Consider the following 13,933-nt stretch of genomic DNA (forward strand, 5'->3'; position numbering starts at 1 on the left):
GTGCTCACTGCCACGTCCCGGCGAAGCTCAAGCCACCACCCTGCGGCGTGAGCGTCACGGACGGCTGAACGTTCGTCTGCTTCACCGGCAGGAAGTACATCAGCGCGCCCGCCGCGATGGCCGCCGCGCCCACCCCGATCCCCACCGCGCCAATCGTCTGCGAGCGCTTGCCGGAGTCGCGAACATCCTTCGCTTCCTCCAGGTCGGGATACTCGTTGTTGTTCAGGTCGCTGAGCTTGCCGCGCGACTGCACGAAGAACACCGTGCCCACGCCCGCGAGCACCACGCCGCCCGCCGCCGGCACCCATGCCCACTTGCGCCGTCCCGGCGTCTCCACCGTCGGCGTGTCACTCAGGCCCAGGTCCGTGGGCGGCTGCACGCCCGGCGTCAGGTCCGGCCCTGGCACCGGCTGCTTCTCGCCCGGCGTCACGTTGGGCGTCTGCTGCGCCACGGGAGGCGTCACCGGCGGCGGCGCCACCGGCTCCGGACGCAACACCCGCAGCGTGCGCGGCACCACCACGTCCAGCGACTTGTTGAGCGCGTCCAGCACCTGGTCCTCGCTCACGCCAGGGACCGACTCCTCCACGAGCGGCGCGCCGTCCTGCGCCGTGTACACGCGCACGCCCGCCTTGTACGCGTTCAGGTACGGGCCAATCTCCGTCACCATCACCACGTCCGTCTTCGCCGCCACGCCCAGGGAAGCGATGCAGGACGGCTGCGTGCGGTTGCAGCGCATCATCGCCGTGCGCTTCTTCTTCGGCAGCGTGCGCGTCACGTCCTCCACGCGGATCACCTCCATGCCGCGGGCCTTGAGCTGCTCGGCCACGTGCTCCTGGGCGGTTCCAACGAGGTAGCGCGGCGTTCCCCGCGTCACGTCCGTGGGTGCCAGCAACACGGTGACGGGTTTCGCGGAGGAGGCGGGTGCGGGCGCCTGGGCGACCACCAGGGTGAGCGCGGCGAGGAAGGGGATCAACACGGGAGCACTTTCTCCCTGACCCGCCCTCCTCGCAAGGTCAGGATTCGCGGACCCGCGTGGTGGGACAGGGCCCCACCCACCCGGGGGCGACACCGGTGTCCGGCGCCGGGCTCCCCGCGTGGATGTTTCACGGTGCCCGCGGCCCGGCAAACCCGGAGGGTCTCCCGCTCCGTCAGACGGCTACCGGCGCGGACGCTCCGGCGCCGGGCGGATCTGCGTCTTCTCCGACGTGTTCAGCTCCGTCTTCGGCCGGTCGTCGTCCTCGTCCTCATCCTCCGAGGGCGGTGGCGGCGGACCCGGCGGACGGCGCGTGGGCGTGGCACCCGCGCGCAGCGTGTTGGACAGGGGTGTGCCGGGACGCACCGGGGCCGGCGGCGGACGCCGCGGAGGCGGCGTGTTGCGCGCGGGCGGGGCCTCCGCGAGCAGGTCCTCGGACACCTGCACCAGCGGCTCGGACGTCGGCGTGGCGCGGGTGTCCTCCTGCTCCGCGAACGGGTTGCGCGTGGGCGGCGGCGTCTTGTCGTCGTCCTGCGGAGGCGGCGGGCGCGGCGGCAGCGACGGGCGCATCGCCGGAGCGGCCTTCGCGGGCGGCGGCGCGGCGGGCTTGGGCGGCGGGGTCGCCGAGGGCTTGGGACCGCCGACCGGACCGTCCGGGGCCGCGTTGCGCAGCACCTGCTCGAACTTCGCCCAGTCCTCCTTGAAGTGCGCCGGGTCCGGCAGCCCCTGCTCGCGGTGCTTCAGGGACGGGGCCCAGCGCAGGGCGTACGCCTCGCCCACGTGGAAGCTGGGCGGGGGCGGCACGCCGTAGGTGGCCGGGTCGAAGAAGGCGTCGTCCAGGTCGGTGAAGCCGTACGCGCGCGCCTTCTGGATGAAGTTGGGGATGATGCCGGTGGGCGCGTGGTAGCCCAGGATGTTCTCGTGCTCGTCCTTGGCGACGGGCGTGAAGACGAAGATGTCCTGGGTGCGGTACTCGCCCTTCTCCGTGAGGGGCAGCACCTCCGACAGGGCAATCGTCTTGCGGCTGCCGTCGTGGAGGCGCTCGCAGCAGATGATGAAGTTGATGGCGCTGGCCACCTGGGCGCGCACGGCGACCATGGGCAGTTCCACGGACGACATGAGGCACAGGGACTCGATGCGGCGCAGCGTGTCCGTGGGCGTGTTCGCGTGCGTGGTGGCCAGCGAGCCGCCGTGGCCGGTGTTCATGGCCTGCATGAGGTGGAAGGCCTCGCCGCCGCGCACCTCGCCCACCACGATGCGGTCGGGGCGCAGACGCAGCGCGGAGTGCAGCAGGTCACCCATGTCCACGGCGCCCTTGCCGAACTTGTCGGCGGGGCGGGATTCGAAGGCCACGATGTGGGACTGGTTGAGCTGGAGCTCGGCGGAGTCCTCGATGGTGAGGATGCGCTCCTCGTCCGGGATGAGGGACGAGACGATGTTGAGCAGCGTCGTCTTTCCGGAGCCCGTGCCGCCGGCCACCAGCATGTTGAGCTTGGTGGCGATGCCGGCCTCGATGAGGCGCGCCATGGGCTTGGTCAGCGACTTGAACTTCAACAGCGAGTCGATGGTCAGCTTGTCCTTGAAGAACTTGCGGATGGAGATGGTGGTGCCGTTGCGTGCGATGGGCGGAATCACCACGTGGATGCGGCTGCCGTCGGGCAGGCGCGCGTCCAGGCGGGGGCGCTCCTCGGACAGGGGGCGGCCCACGAACTGGGCCATGTTGCGCGCGGCGCCCAGCAGGCCTTCATCGGAGAAGGAGGCATCCGTCTTGATCAGCCGGCCCTTGCGTTCGATCCACACGTCGGTGGGGCCGTTGATCATGATTTCCGACACCGACTCGTCGTCCAGGTAGGGGAGGACGGGCTTGAGGAAGGCGCGGAGCGACTCGGTGTACATCGTCATGGCGGGCGCAAGGCTAGCGCGGCCCGGCCCGGGCCCCAAGCTCCCGCCTTGAGTGCCTGCTCGCTTTCCGGTGCGGCGTTCCGGCACGATGCCGCCCAGGAGGGGGCATCCACCCTCCGTTCCCGAGGAAAGGGCGCCAGCCCATGCGCGGTCCCTGGTGGTGCTGCCTGGTGTGCTGGCTTGGAGGCTGCGCGTCCTCCACCGCACTCGACCCGGACCTCGTGCGGCCCGAGCCAGTTGCTGAAGTGGACACGCACCTCGTCGGCGGGGTGGCAATGCGAGCAGACGGGGCGCGTCACATGGCACGATGCGGACGCATTGGACTTCACCCTCCAGAAACTCCAGGGCCCCTGCTTGAGAGGGGCGGGCCCATGATGCGGCTGCTGCTCGTGGGCGCGGTGCTGTGCGCTGGATGCATGCGGCGCGAGGCGAATCCGTCCGATTCGCGGGTGTCGGAGGATCGCTCCATCGTCTTCCCGGAGATGTTCGCGCGAGAGGCGCTGACCATCGGGGCGCCGGGGCAGCCGTACTCGCTGGAGGGCAGCCTGCTTCGGGCCATGGCCGTGGCGGCCGATGACTTCCTTCCCCGCCAGCAGGAGGGCCAGTCCTGTTGGAGCAGGAGGGAGGCCCATCGCTTCCGGATCCTTCGTGAAGGAGACATCGTCTTCATTCGCATGGACCTGGACCCTCGCGCCTGTGAACCCGGTGGGCTGCTGCTGGACGGAGGCGCCACCTATGCGGTCCGGTTGTCGGACGGACGCATCCTGCGGCGGCTCCACGATGGCGAGCCGGATGGGGCGCTCGCTCCCGCCGGCTTCGATGCGGGTGTGCCCACCGGCCCTTCGGACCCGTCCATCCCCGTGGGGGACACCTCCTGGGGCGAGCCGCAGCCCTCGTTTCCAGTTCAGTGGCTGGACGCCGGGAGCCCCAATCCCTGAACGGGCCGCCTCGGGACGCGCGCGCTGGTCTAGGGTGCGGCCCACGGAGGGACGTGAATGAGCCTGGCGGATGGGTTGCCCGAGGATTGGAAGGAAGTACTGCAGGACGCCATCCAAGCTCCGTCGTTCAAGGAGCTGGAGAAGTTCGTGCTCAAGGAGCGCCAGGAACACACCGTGTTCCCTTCGGAGGACGACGTGTTCTCCGCGTTCCGCTTCACGCCCTACGCGGACGTGCGCGTGCTGCTGCTGGGCCAGGACCCCTACCACGGCCCGGGTCAGGCCCATGGCCTCGCCTTCTCCGTCCAGCCCGGCGTGCCACCCCCGCCCTCGCTCGTGAACATGTTCAAGGAGCTCCAGAGCGACGTGGGCGCGCCGAAGCCTCGCGATGGGTCGCTCATCCCCTGGGCGAAGCAGGGCGTGTTCCTGCTCAACACCGTGCTCACCGTGCGCCAGGCCTCCCCAACAGCCACGCGAAGCACGGCTGGGAGCCCTTCACCGACGCCGTCATCCGCGCCGTCAGCGCCAAGGAGGACCCCGTCGTCTTCCTGCTCTGGGGCAAGCCCGCGCAGAAGAAGAAGGCCCTCATCGACGCGAAGCGCCACGTCGTCCTGGAGGGCGTGCACCCCTCGCCGCTGTCCGCCAGCAAGGGGTTCTTCGGCAGCAAGCCGTACAGCACCACCAACGCCGCGCTGAAGAAGCACGGCCAGCACACCATCGACTGGGAGCTGCCCTCGTAGGAGCGTGCCGCGTGGGTTGGCTATAGTGCCCGCCCACGATGGCCACGACCTTCCTCGAAGAAGCCGCACGCACCCAGGCCGCGGAAGCCGTCGCGGCCATTGAGTCCCAGACCGCCGCGGAGGTCGTGGTGTCCGTGCGCCGCGCCTCCGGTGACTACGCGCACACCGATGCCCGGCTGGGCGCGGCCGTCGCCTTCGTCATGCTGTTGGTCCTCCTGTTCATCCCGCAGGAGGTCCACCTCTTCGCCTTCCCGCCCGTCGTGCTCCTGTCCTACGCCGCGGGCGTGATGGGCGGACGCCTGCTGCCGTCGCTGCGCCGCGCGCTCACCCCGCGCAAGCTCCAGGAGGACTCCGTGCGCACCGCCGCGAAGGCCGCCTTCACGGAGCTGGGCGTTTCGCACACGTCGCGCCGCACCGGCATCCTGGTGTTCGTCTCCCTCTTCGAGCGCCGCGTGGAGGTCGTCACCGACTACGGCGTGGACACCTCGCTCATGGGCGCCGAGTGGCAGGACGCGCTCACGCAGCTGTCCGCCGCGCTGTCCGCGTCCACCGCGCCCGAGCCCTTCCTCCAGGCCCTGCGCCGCATCCAGACACCGCTTTCGCGCGTGCTGCCCCGCCTGGAGGATGACGTGAACGAACTGCCGGACATGCCCGGAGCCGTGGCGTGAGGCGCTCCCACTCCGTCCTCCTCCTCGCCGTCGCGCTGTTCCTCGGGCTGGGGCTCGCCTCCCTCCCGGACGCCGAGGCGCGCCCCGGCGGTGGCAGCTCCTACCGGGGCTCCAGCCGCAGCTCGTCCAGCAGCCGGAGCTCGTCGAGCAGCCGCAGCTCGTCCAGCTCCAGCAGCCGGTCCTCCTCCTCCGGCTCCAGCAGCAGCCGGTCCTCGTCCTCGTACAGCTCCGGCCCCCGCTACTACGGCAGCTCCGGTGGCTCGTCGTCCTCGGATGGCGGCGGAGCGTTCGGCGGCTTCTGCCTGCTCATCGTCGTCATGGGTGTGGTGGCCATCGTCGTCATGAACCTGAAGTCGAACTCCGGGCAGCAGGACTGGAGCACCACCACGCCCCATGCGCCTCCGCCGCCTCAGCGCCAGGGCTCGCTGCGCACGAAGCTCGCGCGCCTGGCCCGCGTGGGGCCCAAGGGGTCGGACGGGTCGACGCAGCCGTTGGATCCGGAGTTCTCCATCGTCCTCTTCGAGGACTTCGTCTACTCGCTCTTCGCCCGCGTGCACGAGGCGCGCGGCGGCGGCCGCCTGGACACGCTGGGCGGCTGGCTGTCCGACGGCGCCATCGCGTCGCTCGAGCGGATGGGCACCCCGGACGCGGTGAAGGCCGTGGTGGTGGGAGCCGTCACGTACGAGGCCGTGGAGGGCATCAGCGCGAACAGCCAGCGCGTCCGCGTCGTCCTGCGCTTCGAGGCCAACTACACGGAGGTCACCTCCGGCTCCGAGCAGAGCTGGTACGTCGCGGAGGAGTGGCTCTTGGAGCGCGACGCGTCCGCGAAGTCCCGGGCGCCCGAGGACGCACGCGCGTTCAAGTGCCCCCACTGCGGCGCGCCGCTGGAGTCCGTGCACGGCCACAAGTGCTCGTACTGCGACACGGTGGTGAACACCGGCGAGTTCGACTGGGTGGTGACGCGCGTGGCGTCGCAGGAGCGCGAGCGGCGCGGTCCGCAGCTCACCGGCACCACGGAGGAGCAGGGCACGGAGCTGCCCACCATCAAGGACTCGCGCGCGCAGGAGCGGCTGAACGCGCTCTTGCATGACGACCCGGAGGCGACGCCGCTGGCGCTGCGCAAGCGCCTGGAGTTCATCTTCCACGAGATGCAGACCGCGTGGGCCGCGCGCGAGTGGAAGGGCATGCGGCCCTTCCTCAGCGACAACCTCTTCCAGACGCAGCTGTACTGGATCAACGCCTACCGTGCGGCGGGCCTGCGCAACATCACGGAGAACGCGCACATCACCAACATCGTGCTCGCGCGCGTGACGCGGGATGCGTACTTCGACGCCGTCACCCTGCGCGTGTTCGCGTCCAGCCTGGACTACACGGTGCGGGACCGGGACGGGCAGGTCGTGGGCGGCAGCCGTTCCCGCGAGCGCGCCTACAGCGAGTACTGGACGCTCATCCGCGGCCGGGGCGTGCAGGGCAAGCCCTCCACGCAGAAGCAGTGCCCTTCGTGCGGCGCCCCGCTGTCCATCAACATGGCGGGCCACTGCACGCACTGCCAGGCGCGCGTGACGTCCGGCGAGTTCGACTGGGTGCTCAGCCGCATCGAACAGGACGAGGCCTACCAGGGTTGATCCATGTACACGCCCCATTGGCTTTCGTTGTTCGGTCTCCTCGTCACGGCCACGCCGGCTCCCCAGTCCTTCGGCGCCTGGTTCGACGCGCGCGTGAAGGCGGAGAGCGCCGTCGTCCGTGAGCGCTTCCAGCTCGACCTGGATGGGGACGGCCAGGAGGACGACGTCGTCTGTTACGACTTCAAGGAGCCAGCAGGGCCCGGCACCACGACGCCCGTCATCCTGGTGGGACTGGCCACCGGCGAGCGCTTCGCCATGCGTGGCGACGGGCTGGGTCCGATTGCCCATGTCGGATGTCCCAGCGCGCCGGAATCGAAGACGAAGGGCCGGCCGAGCTCCCTCCGCCTCGGCGGCAATGGACTGACGGGCTACGTGGGCGGCGTGTCCCTGCTGTTCGACAAGAAGGGGCCCCTGCTGGTGGGAGGCGACACCGGTGACAGGTACCACGCGTGGAGCATGGACCTGGTCTCCCAGCGGACGGAGCTCTCGTCCTACGAATACTCCGAAGCGCAGACCGAGGACCCTGTCCCGAGCCGGTCCGCCGCGATGCTCGCCTCCGGTGCGCAGGAGCCCGCGCCGCCCGCGCCCGTCTGGGTGAGCTGGGGGAAGAAGAACTGGAACGGCGACGCGGACGCGGGACTCAAGATTCAGTGGCTGCGCAAGGGCGCCACGGTGACGCTCATCGCGACGCTCCAGGACGACCAGCCGGTGCCCGCCGCGGATGCCAGCGCGAAGGCCATCCTCGGCGCGGATCACCTGGAGCTGTGGTGGAGCGAGCCTGCCGCGGACGCCACGCGCGCGGTGCAACTGGGCGTGGCGCGCACCGCTGACGGCAAGCCCGTGGCCACGTGGTTCCAGCCTCCCGGCCGCAAGAACAAGGCGGCGCTTCCCTCCCTCCGGTGGACCGCTCCCGACCGGTTCGAGGTGGACCTCCCCGTGAGCTGGCTGGTTCCCAAGCCGACGGAGGGGGTCACCGTCCATGACGGCGACATGGAGCCACCGTCGGCGCTGGCGGCCTTCACGGTCGTCTTCTCCGACAGTGATGGGAAGGGACAGGAGACGCTCGTCTCCACCACGGAGAAGCGGCCGGGCGCCGGAGTCCTCGGCTCGCTCTACCTGGCGGAGCCCGGAAGCCCGTACCCCCGGTTGAGCAAGGGCGTCTTCAGCTGGGTGCCGCTCAAGCAGGGCGTTACGCTGCGCGAACTCGTCATCGAGTAGCACTAGGATGCGGTGCATCATGACCTCGCCCTTCCTCGTCGCCACCCTCGTTGAACCGCTCGAACCCGGGCACTACCGCTCGCGCTACGAGGCGCCCTGGTATCAGGGCCGGGGGGCCTACGGCGGCGTGGTGGCGGGACAGGTCCTGCGCGCGCTGGAGCACCACCTGAACGATCCGCAGCGGCAGGTGCGCTCGTTCACCGTGCACTTCTGCTCGCCCGCGGCGGAGGGCGTGGCGGACCTGCACACGCGCATCGAGCGCGCCGGCAAGTTCGTCACCCACGCCACCGCGCGGGTGGAGAGCGGCGGCACGGTGGTGGCCGTCGCCACGGCGACCTTCGGCGCCGCTCGCGGTGGCGCCCCCGAGTACATGGACTTCGTCATGCCGGAGGTGCCCGCGCCCGGGACGCTCACGCCCGTCCACGAAGACACGCCCATGCCGGACTTCTGCCGCTTCTTCGAGTACCGCTACTGCGTGGGCTCGCCGCCGTACTCGGGTGGGCCCACGGCGGAGGTGGGCGGGTGGCTGCGGCCTCGCGTGCCCACGGCGCTGGACACGGCGCTGTGCGTGGGGTTGATGGACGCGTATCCGCCGTCCGTGCTGTCTCGGATGGATGGCTTCCGCGCGGCGGCGTCCGTGGACTTCAGCGTGCAGTTCTTCCAGACGTTCCCGGTGAAGGGCATCGCGCCGGACGCGCACTACCTGCGCACCGGCCGCTCGCGCCAGGCGGCGGACGGCTACACGGAGGAGACCCAGCTCCTCTGGGCGGAGGACGGCACGCTGCTCGCGCAGTGCCGTCAGCTCGTCGCCGTGCTCGGCTGATCAGGACCCCAGCTCGGCCACCACGGCGTGGTGGTCGGAGACGGCGTCGGGCAAGCGCTCGTACCGGGTGAAGCGCAGGCCACGGGAGATGAGCACCTGGTCCAGGCGCTGACGTGCGTGCGGAAGGGGATACGTGGGCTCGCCTTCAGCGGGCGTGTGCAGCCCCAGCTCCGCGCACAGGCGGGCCACGGGACCGTCCACGCCCTCCGCGTTGAAGTCGCCCATCACCACGCGGTGCCGCGGTGGCCGCTGGCGCAGGGCATGGATGAGCTGGTCCACCTGCCGCAGCCGCACCGCCGCGGAGAACGGATCCAGGTGCAGGGACACGGCCTCCAGCCCGTGCTCCCCGGCGAGCGCGGCCACGACGTAGCCCTTGTCCACGCGCCGGTCCCGCCCGAAGTGCGCTGAGTCGCAGGACTCCAGCGGCTGCCGGCTCAGGAGCGCGGTGCCCTGCGCGAACAGCCCGGGCACGCCGGAGTGCACGCCGTGGAGCACGTGTGGATAGCCGGCCTGCTCCGCGATGCGGGCCACCTGATCCACCCGGCCGCTGAAGAGGCTGTACCGGTCCGCCTCCTGCAACGCCACCACGTCCGCGCCTTCGCGCGCGAGCAGCGCCGCCACCCGGTCCAGCGTGCCCAGCAGCGCGGACCGGCCGCGCAGGAAGGGCATGGGCACGGCGAACGGCGCGCCGTGCGCCACGTTCAGGGTGAGGACCTTGAGTCGCACCACTCAAGCGGCGATCTGCTTGCGCAACAGCCGCGTCAGCTCCGCGGGGTCCACCGGCTTGGGCAAGAGCTCCGCGCCGTAGCGGATGGCCACGGGCAACAGGTCATCCAGCTCCGAGTGGCCGGTGAGGAAGATGAACGGCGCCTTGCATCCCTGCAGCTCGCGCATGGCGGCGAGCACGTCGGAGCCGTTCATGTCCGGCATGTTGTAGTCGCACAGGATGGCCGCGACGCCGTTGAGGTCCAGGTGGAAGGCCTCGGCGGGGGACTGCACCGTGAGCACCGTGTAGCCCGCGTCTCGCAGGGTGTCTCCCACGGTCGCGAGCACGAAGAGGTCATCGTCGATGACCAGCACGGTTGGCATGGCGGTCCTCCAGCGCCTGAGCGGCGCGCGCGATGCACGCGAGTGTATCCGAGCCCGCGCGTCCGCGCGCCACACCCCATCGGGCAGGTCGCCGGGGTCTGAGTCACCCCCGTCGCAGGGTGTGGGCGCTCGGCGGACTTCAGGCCCTCACTGTTTCGCGGCTGTGACAGGGGAGGGGATGAGGATGAGCTGTTCCTGGGGTGGGTTGAGGTACTCGGCGCCGGTCTCCGTGATGACGGCCATCTCCTCCACGGAGAGGATGCGCAGCGCGTCCGGGCTGCTGCCGTCCTTCCACGCGTAGAAGCCGTCGAAGGCGAACACCTGCCCGGGCTGGAGCTTGCGCAGCGCGGAGCCCGAGGGCGGCTTGCCGGACGCCGCGCCGGACAGGGCGGGGCCCGCGTCATGCGCCCAGTAGCCCACGGGATGGCCGGTGCCCCACATCACGGGCTCGGAGCCCGCCTCGCGCATCCAGTCGCGCTGGGCCTTGTCCACGTCGTAGCCGCGCACGCCGGGCTTCATCGCCGCGAGCGCGATGCGGCTGCCCTTCTTCGACTTCTCCCACTTCGCCAGCGCCTCCGCGGGAGGCTGCTTCTCCCCCGGCGCCAGCACGTACGCGAAGCGCTGGATGTCCGTCACCCACGTGCCGCCCACGCGGATGCCGAAGTCCGTCTGGATGAAGTCCCCCGGCTGGATGACGCGGTCGGTGGCGTTCGAGTGCCCGCGCGTGGGCCCGCTGTTCACGTTGGGGTTCTGGTCCGGCTGCCACCCGTCACCCACGCCCAACTCCGCGATGCGCTTCTTGAGGAAGCGCGCCACGTCCGAGTCCCGCGTCTTGCCGGGCACCACGGTGCGGTACGCCTCCTCCTCCAGCTTCGCGGTGATGTCCGCGGCCTTGCGCATGATGTCCACCTCCTCGGGCGTCTTCACGGACAGCCACTCGGAGACCAGGTCCTCGGAGGACACCAGCTTCTTGCGCAGCGCGGGGGACAGCGCCGCCTCCAGCTTCGCGCGCTGCGTGGCGGACAGGCCGTCCGCGATGGACATCCGCTCCGACGAGTTGATGGCCACCTTCGAAAGCTTCGCCTTGGACAGCCGCGCGGCGATGAGCGCATTCACGTCCGCGCCGCGCTCGAAGGCCACCACCTCGTCCACCACGCCCATGTCCTTGAGCGCCGTGGCCTCGCCCTCGGGGGAGAGCGCGGTGGAGCGCAGCTTTTCGCCGTCGCGCAGGAACAGGAACGCGGCGGTGCCGCCCGCGTTCTCCCCGCCCACGTGGGATGCGAGCGGGTCGTTGTCGTTCTCGCGGCAGAGCACCACCCACGCGTCCACGCCCGCGCGGGCCATGGCCTGGGGCAACAGCTTCTGGAGGCGCTCCTTGCGCACGCGAGGCCACGCGCCCTCCGCGGCGGGCACGGCGGGCGCCGCATGGGCGAGGGAGGCAAGGAGCAGGGCGGAGAGAAGGACGGGCCGGACACGCGTCATGGATGCGCTCTTCCTGGTGCGGGGAGGACGCGGATTGTTTCACGGCCGCGCCGCGCGACAACCCACGCGCCGTGCGCCGCGCGGACGCTTCACCCGGAAGTCCCGGAATCAGGAGACACTGTCAGGGAATGCCGGTGGCGCGGGCCCCCCGCGGCGGGATGAAGTCCTTCGAAACGCAATCCGGAGGAGGGAAATCATGAAGGCAGTGCGGATGCCCCTCGTGATGGCGCTCACCACGGCCTTCGGGCTCGTCGTGCACCCGCTGGGCATGGTCGTGGCCTCGATGCTCGGGCGGCGTCACGCGGGCCTGTCCTTCAGCGGCTACTCGCTCTTCACGGGGTTCGCCCTGGTGCCGCTGCTGGTCCTCGTGGGGCTTGGAGGGGGACTCGCCCTGGCGATGCGGCCGGGCCGGGGACGGACCTGGGCGCTCGGCGCGGGGTCCTGGAGCGCGCCCCTGCTCGCGTTGGCGGCGCAGGTGGTGGGCTGGATGGTCGCGCCCAGGGATGCCCAGGGCGCGTTGGCATTCCTGTTCCTGCCCGCGTACGCCGCCGTGGCCAGCGGGCTCCTGTCACTGCTCCTGTTCGCCGCCGGATGGCTGTCGGAGCGCCTGCGCCCCGCCTGAGCCACCGCCTGTCCGGGACGTGGGCCTGTTCGTGGATGGACGCGGCCCTGCCCTCGGGTCGGTGACGCGGATGGCTGTCTGTCATTGCGTCGGGACCTCCGGGAGGGCGCCAACGGCGCCAGGGCTTGCGACCGTGCGCGTCGTCTCCAACCCCGGAGTCGCACATGCGTGTCGAAGATACCGATGCTTCCGCGGAGTACGTCCTGGGCAACGAGGACCGGGAGCTGCGACGGCTGATGCTCCAGGCCCAGGTGTACGCGCCGCTGACGGAGGGCGTGCTGCGCGCGGCGGGCCTCAAGCCCGGCATGCGCGTGCTCGACGTGGGCTGCGGCGTGGGGGACGTGTCCTTCCTCGCCGCGGAGCTGGTGGGGCCCACGGGCGAGGTGGTGGGCGTGGACCGCGAGGCCCGCGTCCTCGACTGCGCCCGGCGCCGCGCCGGGTCTCGCGGCCTGCCCCACGTGCGCTTCCAGCAGAGCAGCCTGGAGTCCCTGCCCGTCGAAGCCCCCTTCGATTTCATCGTCGGCCGGCTGGTGCTGATGTTCCAGCCGGATCCGGTGACGTTCGTGCGCCGCATGACGGAGCACCTGCGCCCCGGCGGCGTGCTGGCGATGCACGAGCTGGAGCTGGCGGCCATGGGCCTGGCGCACCCGAAGCTGCCGCTGTTCAACCGCGTCTGGGGCTGGATGCTGCCCACCTGCGAGCGCGTGGGCATCAAGGTCCACATGGGCATGGAGCTGGTGTCCACGCTGCGGCGGGCCGGGCTGGTGGTGGACGACGGCGTGGTGGGCGGACGGCTGGGCGTGACGCCGGACGCGGAGACCACGCACGCCCTGGTGGAGACCGTGCGCACGCTGTTGCCCCACATGGAGCGGCTGGGCGTGGCGCTGGCCATGGAGGTGGACATCGACACGCTGGCCGCCCGCCTCACCGCCGAGCTGCGCGCCAACGGCGGCGTGCTGGTGCCCAGCCTCATGGTGGGCGTCTGGGGCCACCGTCCAGGCCCTGTCTGACGCCGGCGTCTTCGCACGACTTCACGAGCGGCGGGGGAGTGGGTCGCTTAGAGTGGCCTCATGGCAAAGACGGCATCCCGCAAGTCCCCCGCGAAGGCCAAGAAGCAGCCCGCGCGCCCCGCCGCGCCCGCGAAGACACCGGCCCGGCCGGTGAAGGCGAAGGTGGAGAAGGTCGAGCCCCGCCGCGCCTCCGCGTCGTCCCCGAAGCCCCCCGTGCTGGAGGCCGAGCCCGTCTTCGACTCCGGCCCCGTGGCCGACCCCCGCGAGTCCGCGCCCAAGAGCCTGCCCGCCGGTGAGACGAAGGGGCGGGTGCTGCCCTTCGAAATCGATCCGGCCCAGCTGGAGGCCGGCTTCCAGAAGCTCCGCGGCGAGCTGGTCCACTGGACCAACAAGGGCCGCTACACCAAGGTCCGCTTCAAGTTCCGGGGCAAGCAGCTGCTGCCCGACCTGCCCCTGGCCGCCGTCGTCGCCGCGGAGGGCCTGTCGTTCTACTGGGGCGGCATCCTGCGCGTGCTCGTGGCCAACGTGGTGGGCAAGAGCGTGTTCGAGGTGGAGCTGGTCAACGACGCGGACAAGCGCGTCCAGGCGGGCCGCGAGGCGCTCCTGTCGGGCGACGTGGACCAGGCGCTCACGCTGTTCCGCGAGGCGCTCGCCATGGACCGCGACAACGCCTCCGCGCACCTCAACGTGGGCGTGGCGCTGAGGCTCCGCGGAGACCGCGAAGGGGCGCTCGCCGCGTTCGAGACCGCGAAGGCCAAGGACCCCGAGGGCGGCGTGGGCGCGGAGGCCGAACGGCTGGCCGCGAACCTCCGTCCGAAGGCCTGAAAAGGCCCCAAAAAAGGGCCT

Annotated in this window: 13 protein-coding genes and 1 pseudogene; 9 read left to right on the forward strand and 5 right to left on the reverse strand. The window is 71.1% G+C overall.

From position 1 onward, the window contains the following. Positions 1 to 4 precede the first annotated feature (4 nt). Positions 5 to 976 carry a hypothetical protein gene (locus ACX114_RS03300; protein ID WP_459294613.1) on the reverse strand — a complete coding sequence of 324 codons (972 nt, stop codon included), beginning with the start codon at positions 974 to 976 and terminating at the stop codon, positions 5 to 7. A gap of 180 nt (positions 977 to 1,156) precedes the next feature. Next, positions 1,157 to 2,875, reverse strand: a complete 1,719-nt coding sequence (locus ACX114_RS03305) for a CpaF family protein (protein WP_459294615.1) — start codon at positions 2,873 to 2,875, stop codon at positions 1,157 to 1,159. Positions 2,876 to 3,246: 371 nt separating this feature from the next. On the opposite strand from ACX114_RS03305, the gene ACX114_RS03310 reads away from it, so the two are divergent. From ACX114_RS03310 to ACX114_RS03335, 6 genes and pseudogenes are all read left to right on the forward strand, one after another. Then, the gene (locus tag ACX114_RS03310) at positions 3,247 to 3,813 is read left to right on the forward strand and encodes a hypothetical protein (protein ID WP_459294617.1); all 567 of its coding nucleotides are present in this window, start codon (positions 3,247 to 3,249) and stop codon (positions 3,811 to 3,813) included. A gap of 57 nt (positions 3,814 to 3,870) precedes the next feature. Then, a pseudogene (gene ung, locus ACX114_RS03315) lies at positions 3,871 to 4,550 on the forward strand (uracil-DNA glycosylase). Positions 4,551 to 4,588: 38 nt separating this feature from the next. Then, on the forward strand, positions 4,589 to 5,218 hold the full coding sequence (locus tag ACX114_RS03320) for a TPM domain-containing protein (protein ID WP_459294619.1): 630 nt from the start codon (positions 4,589 to 4,591) through the stop codon (positions 5,216 to 5,218). Next, a complete protein-coding gene (locus ACX114_RS03325) occupies positions 5,215 to 6,843 on the forward strand; it encodes a TIM44-like domain-containing protein (RefSeq protein ID WP_459294621.1) in 1,629 nt (542 codons plus the stop codon). The genes ACX114_RS03320 and ACX114_RS03325 overlap by 4 nt, the downstream gene beginning before the upstream one ends. Before the next feature lie 3 nt (positions 6,844 to 6,846). Then, complete coding sequence (locus tag ACX114_RS03330) at positions 6,847 to 8,061, forward strand: hypothetical protein (RefSeq protein ID WP_459294623.1); 1,215 nt, start codon at positions 6,847 to 6,849, stop codon at positions 8,059 to 8,061. A 19-nt stretch (positions 8,062 to 8,080) separates the two neighbouring features. After that, complete coding sequence (locus tag ACX114_RS03335) at positions 8,081 to 8,884, forward strand: acyl-CoA thioesterase (protein ID WP_459294625.1); 804 nt, start codon at positions 8,081 to 8,083, stop codon at positions 8,882 to 8,884. Here ACX114_RS03335 and ACX114_RS03340 read toward each other — a convergent pair whose 3' ends face one another. From ACX114_RS03340 to ACX114_RS03350, 3 genes are all read right to left on the reverse strand, one after another. After that, on the reverse strand, positions 8,885 to 9,610 hold the full coding sequence (locus tag ACX114_RS03340; protein ID WP_459294627.1) for an endonuclease/exonuclease/phosphatase family protein: 726 nt from the start codon (positions 9,608 to 9,610) through the stop codon (positions 8,885 to 8,887). Positions 9,611 to 9,613: 3 nt separating this feature from the next. Next, positions 9,614 to 9,973, reverse strand: coding sequence for a response regulator (locus tag ACX114_RS03345; RefSeq protein WP_459294629.1), 360 nt, complete (start codon positions 9,971 to 9,973; stop codon positions 9,614 to 9,616). Between the two features lie 147 nt (positions 9,974 to 10,120). Continuing rightward, the gene (locus ACX114_RS03350) at positions 10,121 to 11,455 is read right to left on the reverse strand and encodes a M24 family metallopeptidase (protein ID WP_459294631.1); all 1,335 of its coding nucleotides are present in this window, start codon (positions 11,453 to 11,455) and stop codon (positions 10,121 to 10,123) included. A 196-nt stretch (positions 11,456 to 11,651) separates the two neighbouring features. On the opposite strand from ACX114_RS03350, the gene ACX114_RS03355 reads away from it, so the two are divergent. The 3 genes from ACX114_RS03355 to ACX114_RS03365 all read left to right on the forward strand — a co-directional run bounded on the left by ACX114_RS03355 (position 11,652) and on the right by ACX114_RS03365 (position 13,912). After that, complete coding sequence (locus ACX114_RS03355) at positions 11,652 to 12,077, forward strand: hypothetical protein (RefSeq protein ID WP_459294633.1); 426 nt, start codon at positions 11,652 to 11,654, stop codon at positions 12,075 to 12,077. Positions 12,078 to 12,241: 164 nt separating this feature from the next. Then, positions 12,242 to 13,087, forward strand: a complete 846-nt coding sequence (locus ACX114_RS03360) for a class I SAM-dependent methyltransferase (RefSeq protein ID WP_459294635.1) — start codon at positions 12,242 to 12,244, stop codon at positions 13,085 to 13,087. A 60-nt stretch (positions 13,088 to 13,147) separates the two neighbouring features. Continuing rightward, positions 13,148 to 13,912 (forward strand): tetratricopeptide repeat protein, encoded by a 765-nt coding sequence (locus ACX114_RS03365; RefSeq protein WP_459294637.1) that lies wholly within the window; start codon positions 13,148 to 13,150, stop codon positions 13,910 to 13,912. Positions 13,913 to 13,933 lie beyond the last annotated feature (21 nt).

The organism is Corallococcus sp. M7 (genome assembly GCF_054512695.1).

What these genes read in the sequence shown, in the direction of transcription:
- ACX114_RS03365 (WP_459294637.1), top strand. Translation starts at nt 13,148, where the DNA reads ATGGCAAAGACGGCATCCCGCAAGTCCCCCGCGAAGGCCAAGAAGCAG.
- ACX114_RS03355 (WP_459294633.1), top strand. Translation starts at nt 11,652, where the DNA reads ATGAAGGCAGTGCGGATGCCCCTCGTGATGGCGCTCACCACGGCCTTC.
- ACX114_RS03320 (WP_459294619.1), top strand. Translation starts at nt 4,589, where the DNA reads ATGGCCACGACCTTCCTCGAAGAAGCCGCACGCACCCAGGCCGCGGAA.
- ACX114_RS03330 (WP_459294623.1), top strand. Translation starts at nt 6,847, where the DNA reads ATGTACACGCCCCATTGGCTTTCGTTGTTCGGTCTCCTCGTCACGGCC.
- ACX114_RS03345 (WP_459294629.1), bottom strand. Translation starts at nt 9,973, where the DNA reads ATGCCAACCGTGCTGGTCATCGACGATGACCTCTTCGTGCTCGCGACC.
- ACX114_RS03350 (WP_459294631.1), bottom strand. Translation starts at nt 11,455, where the DNA reads ATGACGCGTGTCCGGCCCGTCCTTCTCTCCGCCCTGCTCCTTGCCTCC.
- ACX114_RS03305 (WP_459294615.1), bottom strand. Translation starts at nt 2,875, where the DNA reads ATGACGATGTACACCGAGTCGCTCCGCGCCTTCCTCAAGCCCGTCCTC.
- ACX114_RS03335 (WP_459294625.1), top strand. Translation starts at nt 8,081, where the DNA reads ATGACCTCGCCCTTCCTCGTCGCCACCCTCGTTGAACCGCTCGAACCC.
- ACX114_RS03360 (WP_459294635.1), top strand. Translation starts at nt 12,242, where the DNA reads ATGCGTGTCGAAGATACCGATGCTTCCGCGGAGTACGTCCTGGGCAAC.
- ACX114_RS03310 (WP_459294617.1), top strand. Translation starts at nt 3,247, where the DNA reads ATGATGCGGCTGCTGCTCGTGGGCGCGGTGCTGTGCGCTGGATGCATG.